Source organism: Aeromonas sp. R1-1 (assembly GCF_040908495.1).
Taxonomy (GTDB): Bacteria; Pseudomonadota; Gammaproteobacteria; order Enterobacterales; family Aeromonadaceae; genus Aeromonas; species Aeromonas veronii.
In genome coordinates, this window is sequence record NZ_JBFODV010000115.1 from 1 (window position 1) to 17,105 (window position 17,105).

Consider the following 17,105-nt stretch of genomic DNA (forward strand, 5'->3'; position numbering starts at 1 on the left):
GGAGCAGCTGGAAGAGGTGGAGCTGGAGTGGATGAGCCTCTCCGAAGAGCTGGAAACCATGGAGCAAGCCTTCTTTGCGTGACGAACAGCTGATGGCCAGCGAGCGGGTCGCGGTCCACGAATTGCCGACGCCGATCGGCTTCTGGCACTGGAGCGGCAAGGTCTATGGTGAGCGCAGCCAGGATTGGCTCACCGTGCAGGAGCAGGGGGGCAACATCAATCTGGCGCTGCTGCTGCACCGGCTCGATCAACTCGGCATCGTAGTCGATCTCACCGACCTGCAACCGGCGCTGGTGCAGACCGAAGCGGTGCTGACCCCGTGGCGCGCCCTGCGCCAGAGCGCCAAGACGCGACTCGACGAGCAGCAGTATCAGTCGATGCTGGCCCACGAACTGGAGCTGGAGCGGCTGCAACAGGGCGTCCTGTTGCAGACCCTGCGCAGCCTCTCCCTATTTCGCGGCAACAGCCGCAATTTGTTGAACTATCTATCGTTACTGGGTGCCCAGCAGGGCCCCCTCAGAGATCTAATATGCTGAGCTATCGCCACGCCTTTCACGCCGGCAACCATGCCGACGTGCTGAAACACGCCGTTCAGGCTCTGATCATCGAGTCCCTCAAGAAGAAGGAGAAACCCTTCATCGTGCTGGACACCCATGCCGGTGGCGGTCTCTACGACCTGCGCGGCGACTGGTCCCAGAAGAAGGCCGAGTATGCCGACGGCATCGGCCGCCTGTGGGACGAGCGGGCCCAGTGGTCTGCCATGGCCCCCTATCTGGGCGTCATCGAGGAGATGAACCAGAACGGTGAGCTGCACTACTACCCCGGCTCGCCGGAGCTGTCGCGTCACCTCACCCGAGAGCAGGACAAGCTGGCGCTGATGGAGCTGCACAACAACGAGGTCGAAGACCTGCGCGCCAACATGGGCTATGACCCCCGCATCGCCGTGCACCACCGTGACGGCTTCGAGGGGCTGATCGCCCTGCTGCCGCCGACTCCGCGCCGCGGGCTGGTGCTAATCGACCCGCCCTATGAGCTCAAAGAAGATTACTTCGCCGTGGTCGACACCCTGAAAAAGGCGCAAAAACGCTGGGCAACCGGCATCTACGCCCTCTGGTATCCGATCCTCGGGCAAGAGGCGGACAAATCCCGCGACATGCTGCGCGCCATCAAGCGCGAGAACTTCGGCAACGTCCTAGTGGCCGAGCTGGAAGTGGCCGGTCAGACTGCCGACTGGGGAATGAACGGCTCAGGCATGCTGATCATCAGCCCGCCCTGGATGCTGGACGAGCAGATTGAAGCCTTCCTCAAACCGCTCTGTGCCAAGCTGGCGCAGGGTGCCGGTGCCCAATACAAGGTCGAGTGGCTCAACAAGGTCGAAGAGTAAACCTGCACCAGCCCGCTCTGGCGCCCGGTCAACGCGCCAGCAAGTCGCTCACCCAAACCGTTCACAGTGGCGGCATGGCCAGCAAAGAGAAGCCCCGTTCAGGGGCTTCTTGTTTTTTTTACCCGCTACCGCTTTACCCACCCACTCTTTCCCCACTAACGGTTTTCCTCACCATTTTCCTCACCAATGGCAGCACCCGCCCCATTTGCACACCAGATCAGTCGTTATTGACTAATTAGCCGATCCAGATCAGAAATCGGCCATCTGGTCCTTTCCCTCCGCCTACCCGCCGCTAATATACCCGATTGGCAACAAAGCCTCGTAGGAGTCACCCCATGAGCCATGCCAACCCCATCCCGTTGGTTAAACGCAGCAGACTGGAGGCTGTAATTCAGGGGCGGTAGCCATGCCGGATGGAATGGATAAGCGAGAGTTGCCCACGACTACCCAGTCAACATGGTGACGGCCTTATGTTTATTTCTGACCTGTTCATGCAGGCGTGCTTTGGCGGCGCTTGCCAAGAGTGCCCTGAGCACTGACTTTTTATACAGTGGTATACGGTGGTGCAAAAAGAGGAAGTCAAGCGAATACGCTCAGCACGAGAACAAGTTTGTAACATTATGATTTAATGATTTTTTTACTTGGCGGCAGTGAAAATGTTACGGAGTTATATGGAATGCTCTGCTAACGGATTAGTGCCGCCTTCTATCTAATCACTGTTAGGCTTATCAGAGGAACATATTAACGAAATGGGTGATGAATTAGCCCAAGTATTGGGATATGAAAGTGCTGAACACTATAGACGTGAAACCGATGAAAATGAGCGAGTTTTTAACAAATCAAAATATTTATACAATAAGCCACCGGAAGAATGGCCAGTAATAAAATTTAACTGGGACTACCGATTGGAATCTCAAAAGTTTTGCTTTGACGGTTTAACGCAAGCTGATTTTGAAAAAATGTTCCCTGAAGGACTTGTTCTCGGTCACATGCCCTTATTGGAGTTTGATAAACATTTGTGTCATTACAGTCGACGAGATGGCGATGAGTTATGGGAACTTGGCTGCCAATCGAAACTAGCTGAGATGATAGTGTATTTATCTGAGGGTAACCCCATTACTCCACCAATAATTAAACCTGTCGAGAATAACGAAGTTATTTTTCAAGGTGGTCATCACCGATACGCTGTGGCTAAAGCTATAGGAATCGAAGAAGTTTCGATATATGCGTATCCAGAGCATGTTACAGCGCTTAATAAGTTTATGGGTATACGTTGGGCATAAGCCTAACAAACGCCTCAAGAGGGACTGTCAACACGTGGCGTTTCCAGTCCCGATGAACCGTGGTGGTTATGGTTGTTGCGTTTGAGTTTAGTGTAATGCGTTGCCAGCCCCTTAGGCAGGCGTTATGCGATTATAAGGTTGATGAATGAATTCGTATCTATTTACTTGGAACCCCCAAAAGTGGGCTTGGTATGATCTAAAGGAAGCCATTGTCTCTGTTAATACGGATGGTTGTTACCAAGAAATTTGGAGTTCTGGTAAAAGGAAGCAAATTGAGGTTGGTGAGAAATTTTATATGATGCGGCTAGGTTTAGAGCTTAAAGGTATCATAGGATGTGGTTACGTATTAACTAAACCAGATCTCTTAGAACATTGGGATCCTGTTAAGGCTAAAGATAAAGGAAAGGCATTGCGTGCTTTGTTGGACTTTAAAGCTCTGTCTGATGAGCCAATTATATCTCTTAAAGAGTTAGAAAAGAACTATCCAGACTTCAAGTGGACTCCAGAAAGTGGTGGTGTTTATATTCCGAAAGAATATGCAGACTCCATCTGTAAAATGCTAGAAAAAAGAACTCTAATCGAGTTTGGTAAACATAAGGGAGATATTCCTGAGTATAAAGAAGGGAGAGCCAAGAAAGTCACTATTACAACGTACGATAGAAATCCAATAGCTCGCCAAAAATGTATTATGACATTTGGGTATAGTTGTCATGTTTGTGAGTTCGAGTTTGGTAAAGTGTATGGAAAACTTGGTGATAAACACATCGAAGTGCACCATTTGAAGCCTATTTCAACATATAAAGGTGAGCATACAATTAACCCCTCAACGGATTTACGCCCTGTTTGTACGAATTGTCATAGAATGCTACATGCAAAAAGACCTCCTTTATCGATAGAGGAATTAAGAGATATCATCGAAGACGGAAAAATCGCATAATAAACGGTTAAAGTGCACAAATCTGGGACTCCCACCTTTTTAAGCAAGGCGTAGCATAGCTCGACCCCAAAAGATGGATGTCCAAGGTCTTCTGACATTGCATCAAGTGTTGAAAAAATGAAAACTGGGTCTTTATGAGACCCTCAAAATAAAATGAGATCTCATTTTTTGATTTATGGCAATTAAACAAGTTAACCGCCATATAATTTGTTCAGATCTTAACTTAACAGAAATAGCTTTAGCATTTAATTTGATTCAAAGGGGTGTAATATATGTCATATAAGATATATGGACCTGATGGTGAATACCAAGGTGAGGTACACGAGAGCAGGGATTTAAGCGGATTGGGCCTCCTTTACATATTAGGAACTGCAACTCTTATTGCTTTCACAGTGCTTTCCTCACTTTGGGATTTTTTAATAAATTGGCATGTACATAGCATGCCATTAAATTATGTCGCAGCATTTTATTACTATCTAATCCATGGCGTAAAATCTATATTTACATTACCATACAACATTGGTGCGTATGTCTTTATTTACTTTGAAGTTTGGGGGGGAGATTTCACAGAGTATAGAAATATCAACTTAATAATAGTTTGGTGCATGAAAATAGCGTATATATCTATTGCTTTAATTTTAGTCTGGAATGTGTTGAGGGTAGTTTATAGATTATTGCTGATTCGCTTAATCAGAATATTTTTATTTATTCCTGCTATATTCGGCGCAATATCATTTTGTGTGTTATGGTTATTTGAAAAGTAAAATTCTGATCCCGCAAAGTCTTACATGCCATATTTTATTTCTAACGCAGTTTATTTTAAACATGCCTTTAAATAACTCGATAGCTGTTTCAGATGGATTTGTAGACTAAATCGGCGTTGTTGCTCAAATCGATGCGACAAATCTGGCAAATCTGGAACACCTACCTTTCTGAGCAAGGCGCAACATAGCCAGAACCCAAAGGATGGGTGTCCAAGGTCTCTCTGACAATATGGCTTGGGGCTCACCTATGGCACTCTGGTGACTTTCAAACACAAATCTGCACAAATCTGGGACACCCACCCTTTTGAGCAAGGCGTAGCATAGCCCGAACCCAAAAGATGGGTGTCCAAGCTCTTCTGCTCCGGATGCTCGCTCTTGCGGTGCGCCAGTCGCCAGGCGATACAGCACCGGCCACTCGCCCGTTGATAGGTTCTCTCTATCCTGGTAATAGATGAGAATAGTTTTCATTTAATCTCATTTCGGCGGATACTCTCATCATCAACAGAGGGAGCCGCCATCATGAAAAAGACCATCAGCTTTGCCATCCTGCACTTCGGTGTCGCCTTTACCGTGGCCTACCTGCTGACCGGTGAGCTGCTGACCGCCAGCCTGATCGCCCTGATCGAGCCTGCAGTCAACACGGTCGCCTTCTACTTTCATGACCTTGGCTGGCACAAGCTCAAGCCAAATCACAGCCTGCAGGCCAAGACCAGCAGCTTCGCGGTGGTCCACTTCTCGGTGGCCTTCGGGGTTGCCTTCCTGCTGAGCGGCGAGCTGCTCACCGGCGGCGTGATGGCGATGATCGAACCGGCCATCAATACCGTGGTGTTCTTCTTCCACGAGCGGCTGTGGCGTGCCCGCAGTCAGCAACTGGCGCTGGCCTGATCAACCGGGCAAGCCGCCTCCCCCTCTATCGCGGCCACAAAAAACCCGACATTCCGGCCAGGAGTGTCGGGTTTTTCCGCTTGGCAGCCATTCAGCTGTGCAAGTGCGCTCGGCTCCCCTGCTGCATTGCCCTGTAGAGTGTGCTGTAGTAGGCAGATATGCCCTCCTCATTGCTGGAATCTATCGATGAACAAGACCTTGCTTGCCACCCTGCTGTTTGCCCCTCTGCTAGCCTGTGCCGCACCCCCCTCCTTTGACTGCACCAAAGCCTCCGGATCGGTCGAAAACCTGATCTGCAAGGATGCCGGACTGGCCGCCCTTGATAACGAACTGGCGGCCCTCTACCCCAAGGCGATTGCTGCGCTCTCTCCCGAGCAGCTCAAGACCGAGCGCGCCATGCAGCGCGGCTGGATCAAGGGTCGCAACGACTGCTGGAAGGGGCAGGATCTGCGCCAGTGTGTGGAGGATAACTACCTGCTGCGGATCACCGAACTGCAGATCAGCGGCGGCCAGCTGATGGTGCCGGCTCCGGTCAACTACAAGTGCGGCAAGAACGTCATGCTCTCTACCTACTTCTATAACGATGCCAAGCTGCCCGCCGCGGTGATCAACCTGAGCGAGGGCGACAAGCAGCAACAAGTGCTCGCCTATGAAGCCCCCAGCGCCAGCGGCGCCCGTTATGAAGGGCAAAACCTTACCTTCTTCACCAAGGGGGACGACGCCACGCTGGAGCGTTACGGCCAGCCAACCCTCACCTGCATGGAAAATCCGACCAAGGGCTGACGCTCATAGGGGCGGCTCATCTTGCCGCCCCACCTTGACTAGATGGCGATATCCAGCGGTTTTCCTTCCCGCACAATCCGCAACTTGAGCGACCCCGGCTTGCTGGTGCTGAGCAGTTCACGCACCTTGTCGATCTCGAGGGGACGATAAGCCATCCCGTTGATCTGCTCCAGAATGTCGCCGTTGGCCAGACCATAGGGGGCAAGATCCCGTTCATCGCTGTAGTAGACCTGCAGATGCTTGCCATCAAAGCGCACCCCGATATTGCGCAGGATTGGCGGCACTTTGCGCGCCAGGCTGTCGGCGTCGTAGCAGAGCATCATCCGCCCGGGCATGATCGCAAAGCGATTGAAGCGGTTAACAAAATCCAGCCCCAGACCATACTGCTCATTGCTGTTTTCCGACACGCGCAGCTCACCGAGCTGGCGCTCATCAAAGTGCAGGCCGGTGAGGATATGTTCACGCCCCTCCACCATACCGCTGGCGTCCACCCCTTTGCGTGGCATCGCATCTTCGCCAGCGATCGCCTTCTGACTGGCCATAAAGTCGATAAAAGCATGGTCGGCATAGCTCTGATCGGCCCCGGTATCCAGATACATGCGCACGCTGCTCTCACCGTGGGTCAGATACACTGCCGGGGAGCGGTTGTAGCTGTCTTCATAGCCGATGCAACGCTCGAACGTGGCTGCCGACGGAGCCGTCAGCAAAGCAGTTAGCTGATGCCTGTCGCGATCAAACACCCAGTTGAAACGGCGGATGGTGTCGATCCCGAGGATGCCATCGATACGGCTGCCGAGAGACTGGGAGAAAAGATCGAAATCAATAGTTGCCCACAGCTCGCTGTCATCAATGGTGACCGACCCCACCGAGAAGGGCTGCGGCTCAACAAAGCCAAGCTGCTCGCTGCCAAGTTGGCTCGAAACGCTGCTTACACTGGCAAAATCAGCCTGATAGGCCCTGGGCAATTCGCTTAAGGTCAGCGCCTTGAAGCGGCTGGCCAGACGACGATCGATAAAGGTGATACTGGCCCCGGTATCGAGCAAAAACTGGTACTGCTCACCAGCGATGGTGACGGGGATCAGGGGCGCACTTTCGTAATGCACTGTCAGCACCGGGCCGGGGGCATTGCGCTTGGCGGATGAATCCGGGGCTGTGCAGCCTTGGACGACGAACAGGGCCAACATGGCCAGCGCCACTTTGAACTGCGACTTCATAACTCTCCTTCCCGATAGCAGATGCCCCCGCGACGCCACCACATAATGCTATCTTGTTGACTTATAGATAAATAAACTATTTCAGCGGGGGATGCGGACAATAACAAAGAGTTTTATGCTAGTTCAAGCTAGATATGACCATTAATATTCTATGGTGATAGCTCAAGAAGGGTTGTTCACGCTATGTCGGCGCGTCATCAATCGTGGGTGACATTTGATTAATTTATTGATCTTGCACAGAAAATCTCAATATTGAGCTTTCTCTCCACAGTGCCATGGTTAATATTGCCATTTGGCAACACTTGCCTCGTCGGAGTCTCCCATGAGCCATGCCAACCCCATCCCGTTGGTGAAACGCAGCAGACTGGAGGCTGAAATTCAGGGGCGGTAGCCATGCCAATTCCCCTGTCTGCCAAGCCGGTGCCTCACCCACAACATGCAAATCAAGGTGGTGTATGGAAACACAAACCCTGCATCGTGGTCGCTTGATCGACCATATCCAGCTGGTGGTCAAAAATTTGGTCGCCAGCCAGCGCTTTTATACGGCCATTCTCACCACCCTCGATATTCCGCTGGGCGGCACAGGTGAGGGCTACTTCTGGGCAGACGAACTGTTTGTTACCGCCATCGACAGCCCCGCCGCGCTAGGGGTGCTGACCGGTCGCCACCATCTCGCCTTTCAGGCGCAAGACCGCGCCATGGTAGATCGTTTTTATCAGGCCGCACTGGCCCACGGCGGCAAAGACAACGGCGCCCCGGGCGAGCGTAATTATCACCCCGGCTACTACGCCGCCTTTGTCCTCGATCCGGATGGCAATAATATCGAAGCGGTTTATCACGGTGAGGCAAAACGCAGTGTGGCGTCAGTGGAAATTCTGTTTTAACAAGAGGGTGGTATGCCTGTGATTAGGACCATTATGATACTACAAAGTAAACACATCTTATTTAAAATTATAGATATACCCTCTTAATAGAGGTTTTTTAAATTAACTTAGTTAAATCACAACAATGTCAGAGGGTATATGAAATTAGGTTTTTTCTTTGGTGCTGGAGCCGAGGTTGGTTATGGCTTACCTACTGGTGGTAAGTTTGCAATTGATCTTTTCAGACAAGATGTTAGCTCTCACAAAGAGTCTCTACGTAACCAGCTAGGGACGATAAATCAACTCAGTAACTATGCTACAGATTGGCTTCCAGAAAGATATGCGACGCAAAGAATTCATGCTTTCGGAAAGAACGAATTTACAAGCTTGATTGAGTCATCAATCGAGTACAGAAAATCAGAAATTATTAGACGATTAAGTGATTTCGACAACGAAGCAGAGTATGCTTTGTCACAGCTTGGAATTAATAAAAGCACATTGATTGATAAATTCGGTGAAGAAATGGAAACCGCCTATGGTGAGTTATTGTACTCAACGGCTGTTAGGCTCAATCCAATTCTTGCTAATGAAGTACAACTCTTTGGAAGTGAATTTTACTCAGCAATATTAAGCGTAATTAGCAATAAAGAAAACACAGCAGATTTACAACGTTATGCTGGTGCATTTCTTCAGCTATTAGTTGGTGCTCATGGACAAGACTTAGTGCAAAAACTAAATCAGGAACTCTTTGAGGCCGCCCCCGACAATATACCTATTTTTGATGACGTTACAGGTATGTTTAAAATTGAGTTTAGTCGTGCAGGCTTAACTGCTCTTGAGCTATTACTAGAGAAAAAAAGAGTATATGACCTTGAGGGAGGCTCGATTAATGATTTACTTTGTGCCTTATCGCAGCAGTTGATCGAGAATATATTTACCACTGTCCTAGACTATCAGTCACTAATAGATAGTCACTTCAGGTATTTATTTTCCCCCAAAACAGAGTGGGCCAAATTCTCTAAGATGGTAGTATTTCTTAGAGCGACTAGAGCCTATATTGTTACACAACTGGAAAAAGCAGGTGAGCTTCCTGAAGAAGGATACTATCATGACTTGCAACGTTGTACAGAACTGGATATAGAAATTGGTGCTGTTGGCACAGCAAATTATAATAATTTAATAGAAAAGATATCATCAGAATTGGGTTATAGCATTCCATCAGTTCGCCATTTAAATGGTGGAGTTTGTGATTATTACAACCCATATAAAAACTCAGTAATATCATGCGCATCAGAAACTGAAGTTCCTCAAGACCAAATTCACGTCCCTTTTATCTTGACTCAAAGTGGTCTAAAACCACTTACATCTGTTGATATGTCTAGACGTTATGTAGGATTATTTGACGAATATAACTCTTGTGATGCAATCGTCGTTATAGGATATGGCTTTAATATAGATGATAGTCATATCAATGGGTTATTTCGTCAATTAATTGAAGATAATCACAAATTTCTATATTGGATTTGTCTGAGCACAGATGGCTCCGCCGAAGCCCAAAAGGTTAAACTAGTGAAAAAACTTAGAATTAGTACAGCAAACAGAAGTAAAGTTAATGTCATCCCAGTAACACCATCGGAGCGGCTAGTCGTTGATAGAAGCTGGTTAGATGTATTAAAAGAAAATGTAGAACAACAAGGCCGTAGTTCTAATTAACAAAGCGTAATCGGACGTTCACGATAGAAATATTTCGTGATAACACCAGTTGCCTTTAGAGACAGACGTTTATACGGACTCTTTATCCACCTGTTGCTTTGCTGGCGTAACACCCACCAAGGAGATAAATGAAGCCTGACTTAACCGGTACGCGGGTTGTACTGCGCACCATTGGCCCGCAGGATGCTGCCGATCTGTTCGAGATTTATGGCAATTCGCTGACCATGGAGTTTGCCTCTGATCCCTGCTTTACCTCTCCCGCCATGGTGGCGCAGATGATGGCGAGCGTGGTGCGGCTGGAGCAAACGGGTGAGTCGCTGGAGTGGGCGATTGTCGAGCGGGAGGGCAACAAGGTGATCGGCACCTGCGGCCTGCACAGTTTCAGCGAGGCGGGTCACAGCTGCGAGGTGGGCTGCCTGCTCAATGCGGCCTATTGGCGCAGAGGGTTTATGTCGGAGGCGCTGGGATTACTGTTCGCCCACGCCACCACACTGGGAGTCACCTGCCTCACCGCAGATATCGATGCAGATAACGTCCGCTCTATCGCCCTGTTTGAAAAACTGGGCTTCCAGGCGCATGCAGGGCGCTATCAGCGCACGCTCCCCTTTGTCTGACCCGACACCAGAGGTACAACCCCCTCACCTCTCAGGGCGTTACAGCAAGGAGCAGGCATAAAAAAACCGGAACCCAAGGGTTCCGGTTTTTTTCATTCCAGCCGAGGCTGGCAAACCAGCAAATTAAGCCTGGTTTTTAACTTCTTTCAGACCGCGGAAAGGAGCTTTGGCACCCAGAGCTTCTTCGATACGGATCAGCTGGTTGTACTTGGCAACACGGTCAGAACGGCTCATGGAACCGGTCTTGATCTGGCCTGCAGCGGTACCAACAGCCAGGTCGGCGATGGTCGCGTCTTCGGTCTCACCGGAGCGGTGGGAGATGACGGCAGTGTAGCCAGCGTCTTTGGCCATCTTGATGGCAGCCAGAGTTTCGGTCAGGGAACCGATCTGGTTGAACTTGATCAGGATGGAGTTGGCGATGCCGTTGTCGATACCGCGCTTCAGGATCTTGGTGTTGGTTACGAACAGGTCGTCACCCACGATCTGGATTTTCTTACCCAGTTCAGCAGTCTGGTAGGCGAAACCTTCCCAGTCAGATTCGTCCAGGCCATCTTCGATGGAGACGATCGGGAACTTGGTGGTCAGGTCAGCCAGGAAGTCGGAGAAACCGTTGGAGGTGAAGACACGACCTTCGCCTTTCAGGTTGTACTCTTTCTTCTCTGCGTCGTAGAACTCGGAAGCAGCGCAGTCCATAGCCAGGGTGATGTCGGTGCCCAGTTTGTAACCGGCAGCGGCAACGGCTTCAGCGATAACTTCCAGCGCTTCGGCGTTGGATTTCAGGTTCGGAGCGAAACCACCTTCGTCACCAACTGCAGTGTTGTAGCCCTTGGACTTCAGCACTTTGGCCAGGTTGTGGAACACTTCTGCGCCCATGCGAACGGCTTCTTTCAGGGTCTTGGCGCCAACCGGCTGGATCATGAACTCCTGGATGTCGACGTTGTTGTCGGCGTGCTCACCACCGTTGATGATGTTCATCATCGGCAGCGGCATGGAGTAAACACCCGGGGTGCCGTTCAGCTCGGCGATGTGGGCGTACAGCGGCATGCCTTTGGCAGCAGCGGCAGCTTTGGCGTTAGCCAGGGAAACAGCCAGGATGGCGTTGGCGCCGAACTTGGATTTGTTCTCGGTACCGTCGAGGTCGATCATGATCTGGTCGACAGTGGCCTGGTCCTTGGCATCTTTACCCAGCAGAGCTTGAGCGATCGGGCCGTTTACGGCTTCGATGGCTTTCAGCACGCCTTTACCCAGGAAACGGCTCTTGTCGCCGTCACGCAGTTCCAGCGCTTCGCGGGAACCGGTGGACGCACCAGACGGAGCGGCTGCCATACCAACAAAACCACCTTCCAGGTGAACTTCGGCCTCAACGGTCGGGTTACCACGGGAGTCGATGATTTCACGACCGATCACTTTAACGATCTTGGACATGTGTATTTCCTCAGGTTTCGTAAAAAAACAACAAAAATATGCCAAAAAAAGCGGCTGTGGCACAGTGCCCCAACCGCATTTATTTTCAATTACTTCAAATTACGCTTCTGATACTCGCCTGCCGCCTTCACAAAACCGGCGAACAGAGCGTGGCCATCACGAGGAGTAGAGGTGAACTCCGGGTGGAACTGCGCAGCCACGAACCAGGGGTGATCCGGGATCTCGATGATTTCCACCAACTTCTTGTCAGCGGAGAGACCGGTCACTTTCAGGCCGGCTGCCTCGATCTGCGGCAGCAGCTTGTTGTTGACTTCATAACGGTGGCGGTGACGCTCGTAAATGGTCGGGCTGCCGTACATCTGACGCACCTTGGAATCTTCGACCAGGTGGCAGAGCTGGGAACCCAGACGCATGGTACCGCCCAGATCGGACTTCTCGGTACGGGTCTCGATATTGCCCTCTTCATCAACCCACTCGGTGATGAGGCCGACGACCGGATACGCGCAATCTTTCTTGAATTCGGAGGAGTGAGCCCCTTCCATTCCCGCCACGTTGCGAGCGAATTCGATCATGGCGACCTGCATGCCGAGGCAGATACCCAGGTAGGGGATCTTGTTCTCGCGGGCATACTGGGCAGCCAGAATTTTGCCTTCCACACCGCGCTCACCGAAGCCACCCGGCACCAGGATCGCGTCCAGACCTTCCAGCAGCTCGGAGCCACGGGTCTCGATATCCTGAGAATCGATGTACTTGATGTTGACGGAGTGACGGGTCTTGAGACCACCGTGCTTGAGCGCCTCGTTGACGGACTTGTAGGCGTCCGGCAGGGAGACGTACTTGCCGACCATACCGATGGTCACTTCACCAGTCGGGTTGGCCTCTTCGTAGATAACCTGTTCCCACTCGGAGAGATCGGCTTCCTTGCACTCCAGACCGAAACGCTCGGTGAAGTAGGAGTCCAGATTCTGGGACTTGAGCAGTGCCGGGATCTTGTAGATGGAGTCGACGTCTTTCATGGAGATGACGGCGCGCTCGGGCACGTTGCAGAACAGGGCAATCTTGGCGCGCTCGTTGGCCGGAATGGCACGGTCGGAGCGGCAGATCAGCACATCCGGCTGGATACCGATGGAGAGCAGCTCTTTAACGGAGTGCTGGGTCGGCTTGGTCTTCACTTCACCGGCAGCAGCCAGGTAAGGAACCAGCGTCAGGTGCATGAACATGGCGTTGTTGCGGCCCACTTCGGCAGCCAGCTGACGAATGGCTTCGAGGAACGGCAGGGACTCGATGTCACCTACGGTACCGCCCACTTCGACGATGGCAACCTGATGGCCTTCGGCACCGGCAATCACCCGCTCTTTGATGGCGTTGGTGATGTGCGGGATAACCTGAATGGTGGCGCCCAGATAGTCGCCACGACGCTCTTTACGCAGTACGTCGGCGTAGATACGGCCGGTGGTAAAGTTGTTGCGACGGGTCATCTTGGTGCGGATGAAACGCTCGTAGTGGCCCAAATCCAGATCGGTTTCGGCCCCGTCCTCGGTTACGAACACTTCACCATGCTGGGTCGGGCTCATGGTGCCCGGATCCACGTTGATGTACGGGTCCAGTTTCATGATGGTCACATCCAGACCACGGGCTTCCAGAATGGCTGCCAGAGAAGCTGCGGCAATGCCTTTGCCGAGGGATGAAACAACGCCACCAGTAACAAAAATATATTTGGTCGTCATGCTGAACCTGAAAGAAGTTTAGGGAATTTTAAGGGGTGCTTCGGGGATGAAGCAGGACGGGGAAACAGTATACCAAAAACCCCTCTCCCAAACAATGAGCAAAAATCTATCAGGCTCACCGCCCCCCCATCTTGCGCCAAATCAACTTTGCTCGGTTTCCTTCGCCTTATCCCAGGCGGCATCGAGCTTTTCGAGGGTGCAATCGGTCATTTTCAAGCCTTCTGCGGCGATTATCTGCTCAACCTGACGAAAACGACGTTCGAACTTGGCGTTGGCACCTCGCAGCACCTGCTCCGGATCCTTGCCCAGATGACGCACCAGATTGACGGTGGCAAACAGCAGATCGCCGAGCTCGTCGCTCACCCTCGCCTCGTCCACATCGGCCATCAATGCCTCTTCCATCACCTCGTCGATCTCTTCGTGGATCTTGTCCACCACAGGCCCCAACGTCTTCCAGTCGAATCCGACGGTGGCGCAGCGTTTCTGAATTTTGGCGGCGCGGGTCAGGGCAGGCAGCGCCTGCGGGATGTCGTCCAGCACGCTCTCTTTGTCGAGGGCCGCCCGCTCTTTGGCTTTTTCCGCCTCCCAGTTCGCTTTTACCGCCTGCTCGTTGGAGAGATCTGCATCGGAAAAAACGTGGGGGTGACGACGAATGAGCTTCTCGCTCACTGTATCGACGATATCGGCAAAGTCGAACAAGCCCCGCTCTTTACCCAGCTGGGCGTAAAACACCACCTGAAACAGCAGATCCCCCAACTCCCCTTTCAGCCCCTGCCAATCCTCGGTCTCGATGGCATCGGCCACCTCGTAGGCCTCTTCCAGGGTGTGCGGCACTATGGTCTGGAAGTCCTGTTTCAGATCCCAGGGGCAGCCGTTTTGCGGATCGCGCAGGCGAGCCATGATGTCGAGCAATTGAGAGAGGTCATAACGTTGGGACATGGGATATTCGCTTTCAATTCGTTCAAAAAGGGTCATAAATACAGACCGGCCACTGGGGCCGGTCGGTTCGCTATTAAAGCCGCTTGGCGCTGATCACGTCGTTGAGCTGACTGAGCTTGGCCAACGCCCGGTTGAAGGCGTTGATGTTGTAGATCTCCAGCTCCATATCGATCTCGGCGGTCTGCTCGCGCACGTTTGAGCGCGAACGCACCCCCATCACATTGATCTTCTCGTTGGCCAGCACGGTAGTGATATCGCGCAGCAGGCCGGAGCGATCGTTGGAGATGATCCGGATGGTGAGGCCGTAGCCGCCGGAGTAGTTCTCCCCCCACACCGCATCGATCAGCCGCTCGGGGTTGCGACGTGACAACTCTTTCAACTGCTCGCAATCTTCCCGGTGAATGGATACGCCGCGCCCCATGGTGATAAAGCCCTGAATGGAGTCCCCTGGAATGGGCTGGCAGCAGCGGGCAATATGGGTCATCAAGTTGCCGACCCCTTCCACCACTATGTGATCCTTGGGCTTGTGGCGCATCGGCGCATTGGCCTTCTGCTCCAGCTTCTCCAGCAGGCGGCGATCTTCCTCTTCCGCTGTCGGCTTGTTGTAACAGGTGTCGAGATAGTTGAGCACCTGGTTGATGCGGATATCGCCGCTGCCGATACCGGCCAGCAGATCGTCGGTGCTCTCCAGATTGAAGCGGCGCAGCATGTTGCCCTTGTCGATCTTGGACATGCTGAGGTTGTGGCGATCCAGCTCCTTCTCGAACAGCTCGCGACCGGCCACGATATTCTTGTCCCGATCCAGTTTTCTGAACCAGGTCGCCACCTTGGCCCGCGCCCGACTGGAGCGCAGGAAGCCGGCGTTGGGGTTCATCCAGTCGCGGCTCGGGTTCGGCTCTTTCTGGGTGATCACCTCCACCTGATCGCCGGTCTGCAGCGCATAGGTGAACGGCACGATGCGGCCGTCAATCTTGGCGCCGATGCAGCGGTGACCGATCATGCTGTGGACGTGATAGGCAAAATCGAGCGGGGTAGCGCCCGCCGGCAGATCGATGACATCCCCTTTCGGGGTGAAGACATAGACCCGGTCCTCGAACACCTGACTGCGCAGATCTTCGAGCAGGGAGCCGCTCTCGGAGAGATCCTCCTGCCAGGCGAGCAGCTTGCGCAGCCACTCGATCTTGTCTTCGAAGGTGTTGGCCTTGCCGCCAGCCTGTGCCCCTTCCTTGTAGCGCCAGTGCGCCGCGACGCCGAGCTCGGCATCCTGATGCATCTGGTCGGTACGGATCTGGATCTCGACCGTCTTGCCCTCCGGCCCCACCACTACGGTGTGGATCGACTGATAGCCGTTGGGTTTGGGGTTGGCGACATAGTCGTCAAACTCGCGAGGAATGTGGTGGAACTGGGTATGCACGATACCGAGCGCCGCATAGCAATCCTGCAACCGCTTGGTCACTACCCGCACCGCGCGCACGTCGAACAGCTCGTTGAACTCGAGGTGCTTCTTCTGCATCTTGCGCCAGATGCTGTAGATATGTTTCGGCCGACCGTACACCTCGGCGTCAACTCCCGCCTCTTTCAACCCATTACGCAGGGATTGCACAAACTCGCGGATATAGCGCTCGCGGTCGAGCCGCTTCTCGTCGAGCTGCTTGGCGATCTGTTTGTAGGTATCCGGGTGCAGGTAACGGAAGGCGAGATCTTCCAGCTCCCACTTGAGCTGGCCGATGCCCAGACGGTTGGCGAGCGGCGCATAGATGTTGGTGATCTCCTGGGCCATCAGCACCCGGGTCTCCTCATCTGCCGTCTTCGCTTCCCGCAGGCAGGCGATCCGCTCCGCCAGCTTGATCACCACGGCGCGCACATCCTCGACCATGGCAAGCAACATGCGACGCACGTTGTCGACCTGCTCCGGCGAGGTTTCGCTGCGATGGAGGGTTTGCAGGGAGCGGATGGCCTCCATCTCCAGCACCCCTTCCACCAGCTTGGCGATCTTGGAGCCAAAGTCCTCGTCCATCCGCTCCTGGCTGATGAGACCGGCTTCGACGAAGGGGTAGATGATGGCGGCCTTGAGGGTGCCGATATCCATGCTGAGCATCTGCAGGATGCCCACCATTTCGATGCCACGCACCAGCAGCTTGCTGGTCAGCGCCTCGTCACCGAGCGTCAGACAATACTGATAGACGGTTCGCAACTGATCCTTTTCACTGTCACTCAAGGAGAGCGAGCTGACCCACTCTTCCAGGGTGAAGTTGTCTTTCAAATGAATATCGCGAACCGCAACCATGGTATCAATCCTTTAAATTATCGGGCCGAAAGCTGTCACTTTCTCCCCTCATGAGATTGCCTCAAATGGGGATATCCAGCGCACTTTTCAAGGCATATTGTCCAGAAAGACAATAGAGCGCACCAACAGGCCCTGCCGAACGACGAGGGTCTAGATTACCCCAATCACATCAGCTCAAACAGACGCAGACACGCCAGATTACATATCCGCATCGCCGTACCGATGAGCAGGATTACTTCATATACACACCAGCTCAAACAGCCGCAGACATGCCAGATTACATATCC

General features: G+C 52.6%; 15 protein-coding genes. 10 read left to right on the forward strand and 5 right to left on the reverse strand.

The genetic code is table 11. The features are described from left to right. Nucleotides 1-74: 74 nt before the first annotated feature. The 7 genes from AB5Y92_RS06855 (at nucleotide 75) to AB5Y92_RS06885 (ending at nucleotide 6,036) form a co-directional block, all read left to right on the forward strand. On the forward strand, nucleotides 75-536 hold the full coding sequence (locus tag AB5Y92_RS06855; RefSeq protein WP_368226119.1) for a DUF2390 domain-containing protein: 462 nt from the start codon (nucleotides 75-77) through the stop codon (nucleotides 534-536). Further along, on the forward strand, nucleotides 530-1,384 hold the full coding sequence (locus tag AB5Y92_RS06860) for a 23S rRNA (adenine(2030)-N(6))-methyltransferase RlmJ (protein WP_368226122.1): 855 nt from the start codon (nucleotides 530-532) through the stop codon (nucleotides 1,382-1,384). Before AB5Y92_RS06855 ends, AB5Y92_RS06860 begins: the two co-directional genes overlap by 7 nt. Before the next feature lie 749 nt (nucleotides 1,385-2,133). Further along, nucleotides 2,134-2,667 (forward strand): transcriptional regulator, encoded by a 534-nt coding sequence (locus AB5Y92_RS06865; RefSeq protein ID WP_368226124.1) that lies wholly within the window; start codon nucleotides 2,134-2,136, stop codon nucleotides 2,665-2,667. 145 nt (nucleotides 2,668-2,812) lie between these two features. Beyond that, nucleotides 2,813-3,604: an HNH endonuclease gene (locus tag AB5Y92_RS06870; RefSeq protein WP_368226126.1), complete on the forward strand. Its 792-nt coding sequence runs from the start codon at nucleotides 2,813-2,815 to the stop codon at nucleotides 3,602-3,604. Nucleotides 3,605-3,876: 272 nt separating this feature from the next. After that, nucleotides 3,877-4,368, forward strand: coding sequence for a hypothetical protein (locus tag AB5Y92_RS06875; RefSeq protein WP_157186963.1), 492 nt, complete (start codon nucleotides 3,877-3,879; stop codon nucleotides 4,366-4,368). Between the two features lie 519 nt (nucleotides 4,369-4,887). After that, the gene (locus AB5Y92_RS06880; protein ID WP_042084552.1) at nucleotides 4,888-5,253 is read left to right on the forward strand and encodes a DUF2061 domain-containing protein; all 366 of its coding nucleotides are present in this window, start codon (nucleotides 4,888-4,890) and stop codon (nucleotides 5,251-5,253) included. A gap of 186 nt (nucleotides 5,254-5,439) precedes the next feature. Continuing rightward, a complete protein-coding gene (locus tag AB5Y92_RS06885; protein WP_368226127.1) occupies nucleotides 5,440-6,036 on the forward strand; it encodes an MliC family protein in 597 nt (198 codons plus the stop codon). A 38-nt stretch (nucleotides 6,037-6,074) separates the two neighbouring features. On the opposite strand, the gene AB5Y92_RS06890 is transcribed toward AB5Y92_RS06885, so the two are convergent. Continuing rightward, nucleotides 6,075-7,250, reverse strand: a complete 1,176-nt coding sequence (locus AB5Y92_RS06890; RefSeq protein ID WP_368226130.1) for an aspartyl protease family protein — start codon at nucleotides 7,248-7,250, stop codon at nucleotides 6,075-6,077. A 455-nt stretch (nucleotides 7,251-7,705) separates the two neighbouring features. Between AB5Y92_RS06890 and AB5Y92_RS06895 the strand changes: the two genes are divergently transcribed. The 3 genes from AB5Y92_RS06895 to AB5Y92_RS06905 all read left to right on the forward strand — a co-directional run bounded on the left by AB5Y92_RS06895 (nucleotide 7,706) and on the right by AB5Y92_RS06905 (nucleotide 10,440). Further along, nucleotides 7,706-8,134, forward strand: a complete 429-nt coding sequence (locus AB5Y92_RS06895; protein ID WP_368226131.1) for a VOC family protein — start codon at nucleotides 7,706-7,708, stop codon at nucleotides 8,132-8,134. A 138-nt stretch (nucleotides 8,135-8,272) separates the two neighbouring features. Beyond that, entirely contained in the window at nucleotides 8,273-9,826 is a 1,554-nt protein-coding gene (locus AB5Y92_RS06900) for a hypothetical protein (protein WP_236348508.1), read from the forward strand. A 128-nt stretch (nucleotides 9,827-9,954) separates the two neighbouring features. Continuing rightward, a complete protein-coding gene (locus tag AB5Y92_RS06905; protein WP_368226134.1) occupies nucleotides 9,955-10,440 on the forward strand; it encodes a GNAT family N-acetyltransferase in 486 nt (161 codons plus the stop codon). Between the two features lie 123 nt (nucleotides 10,441-10,563). On the opposite strand, the gene eno is transcribed toward AB5Y92_RS06905, so the two are convergent. The 4 genes from eno to relA all read right to left on the reverse strand — a co-directional run bounded on the left by eno (nucleotide 10,564) and on the right by relA (nucleotide 16,818). Further along, nucleotides 10,564-11,865, reverse strand: a complete 1,302-nt coding sequence (eno, locus tag AB5Y92_RS06910; RefSeq protein ID WP_005335583.1) for a phosphopyruvate hydratase — start codon at nucleotides 11,863-11,865, stop codon at nucleotides 10,564-10,566. A gap of 89 nt (nucleotides 11,866-11,954) precedes the next feature. Continuing rightward, nucleotides 11,955-13,592, reverse strand: a complete 1,638-nt coding sequence (pyrG, locus tag AB5Y92_RS06915; protein WP_033113091.1) for a glutamine hydrolyzing CTP synthase — start codon at nucleotides 13,590-13,592, stop codon at nucleotides 11,955-11,957. A 141-nt stretch (nucleotides 13,593-13,733) separates the two neighbouring features. Further along, nucleotides 13,734-14,531: a nucleoside triphosphate pyrophosphohydrolase gene (gene mazG, locus AB5Y92_RS06920; protein WP_202005806.1), complete on the reverse strand. Its 798-nt coding sequence runs from the start codon at nucleotides 14,529-14,531 to the stop codon at nucleotides 13,734-13,736. Nucleotides 14,532-14,604: 73 nt separating this feature from the next. After that, nucleotides 14,605-16,818, reverse strand: coding sequence for a GTP diphosphokinase (relA, locus tag AB5Y92_RS06925; protein ID WP_005335588.1), 2,214 nt, complete (start codon nucleotides 16,816-16,818; stop codon nucleotides 14,605-14,607). Between the last annotated feature and the right edge of the window lie 287 nt (nucleotides 16,819-17,105).

Bases quoted from the DNA above. Each gene is read 5' to 3' on its own strand.
- AB5Y92_RS06870 (WP_368226126.1), top strand. From the start codon at position 2,813: ATGAATTCGTATCTATTTACTTGGAACCCCCAAAAGTGGGCTTGGTAT.
- AB5Y92_RS06865 (WP_368226124.1), top strand. From the start codon at position 2,134: ATGGGTGATGAATTAGCCCAAGTATTGGGATATGAAAGTGCTGAACAC.
- AB5Y92_RS06905 (WP_368226134.1), top strand. From the start codon at position 9,955: ATGAAGCCTGACTTAACCGGTACGCGGGTTGTACTGCGCACCATTGGC.
- AB5Y92_RS06885 (WP_368226127.1), top strand. From the start codon at position 5,440: ATGAACAAGACCTTGCTTGCCACCCTGCTGTTTGCCCCTCTGCTAGCC.
- AB5Y92_RS06860 (WP_368226122.1), top strand. From the start codon at position 530: ATGCTGAGCTATCGCCACGCCTTTCACGCCGGCAACCATGCCGACGTG.
- relA (WP_005335588.1), bottom strand. From the start codon at position 16,818: ATGGTTGCGGTTCGCGATATTCATTTGAAAGACAACTTCACCCTGGAA.
- AB5Y92_RS06895 (WP_368226131.1), top strand. From the start codon at position 7,706: ATGGAAACACAAACCCTGCATCGTGGTCGCTTGATCGACCATATCCAG.
- pyrG (WP_033113091.1), bottom strand. From the start codon at position 13,592: ATGACGACCAAATATATTTTTGTTACTGGTGGCGTTGTTTCATCCCTC.
- AB5Y92_RS06890 (WP_368226130.1), bottom strand. From the start codon at position 7,250: ATGAAGTCGCAGTTCAAAGTGGCGCTGGCCATGTTGGCCCTGTTCGTC.
- AB5Y92_RS06880 (WP_042084552.1), top strand. From the start codon at position 4,888: ATGAAAAAGACCATCAGCTTTGCCATCCTGCACTTCGGTGTCGCCTTT.
- eno (WP_005335583.1), bottom strand. From the start codon at position 11,865: ATGTCCAAGATCGTTAAAGTGATCGGTCGTGAAATCATCGACTCCCGT.
- AB5Y92_RS06875 (WP_157186963.1), top strand. From the start codon at position 3,877: ATGTCATATAAGATATATGGACCTGATGGTGAATACCAAGGTGAGGTA.
- AB5Y92_RS06900 (WP_236348508.1), top strand. From the start codon at position 8,273: ATGAAATTAGGTTTTTTCTTTGGTGCTGGAGCCGAGGTTGGTTATGGC.
- mazG (WP_202005806.1), bottom strand. From the start codon at position 14,531: ATGTCCCAACGTTATGACCTCTCTCAATTGCTCGACATCATGGCTCGC.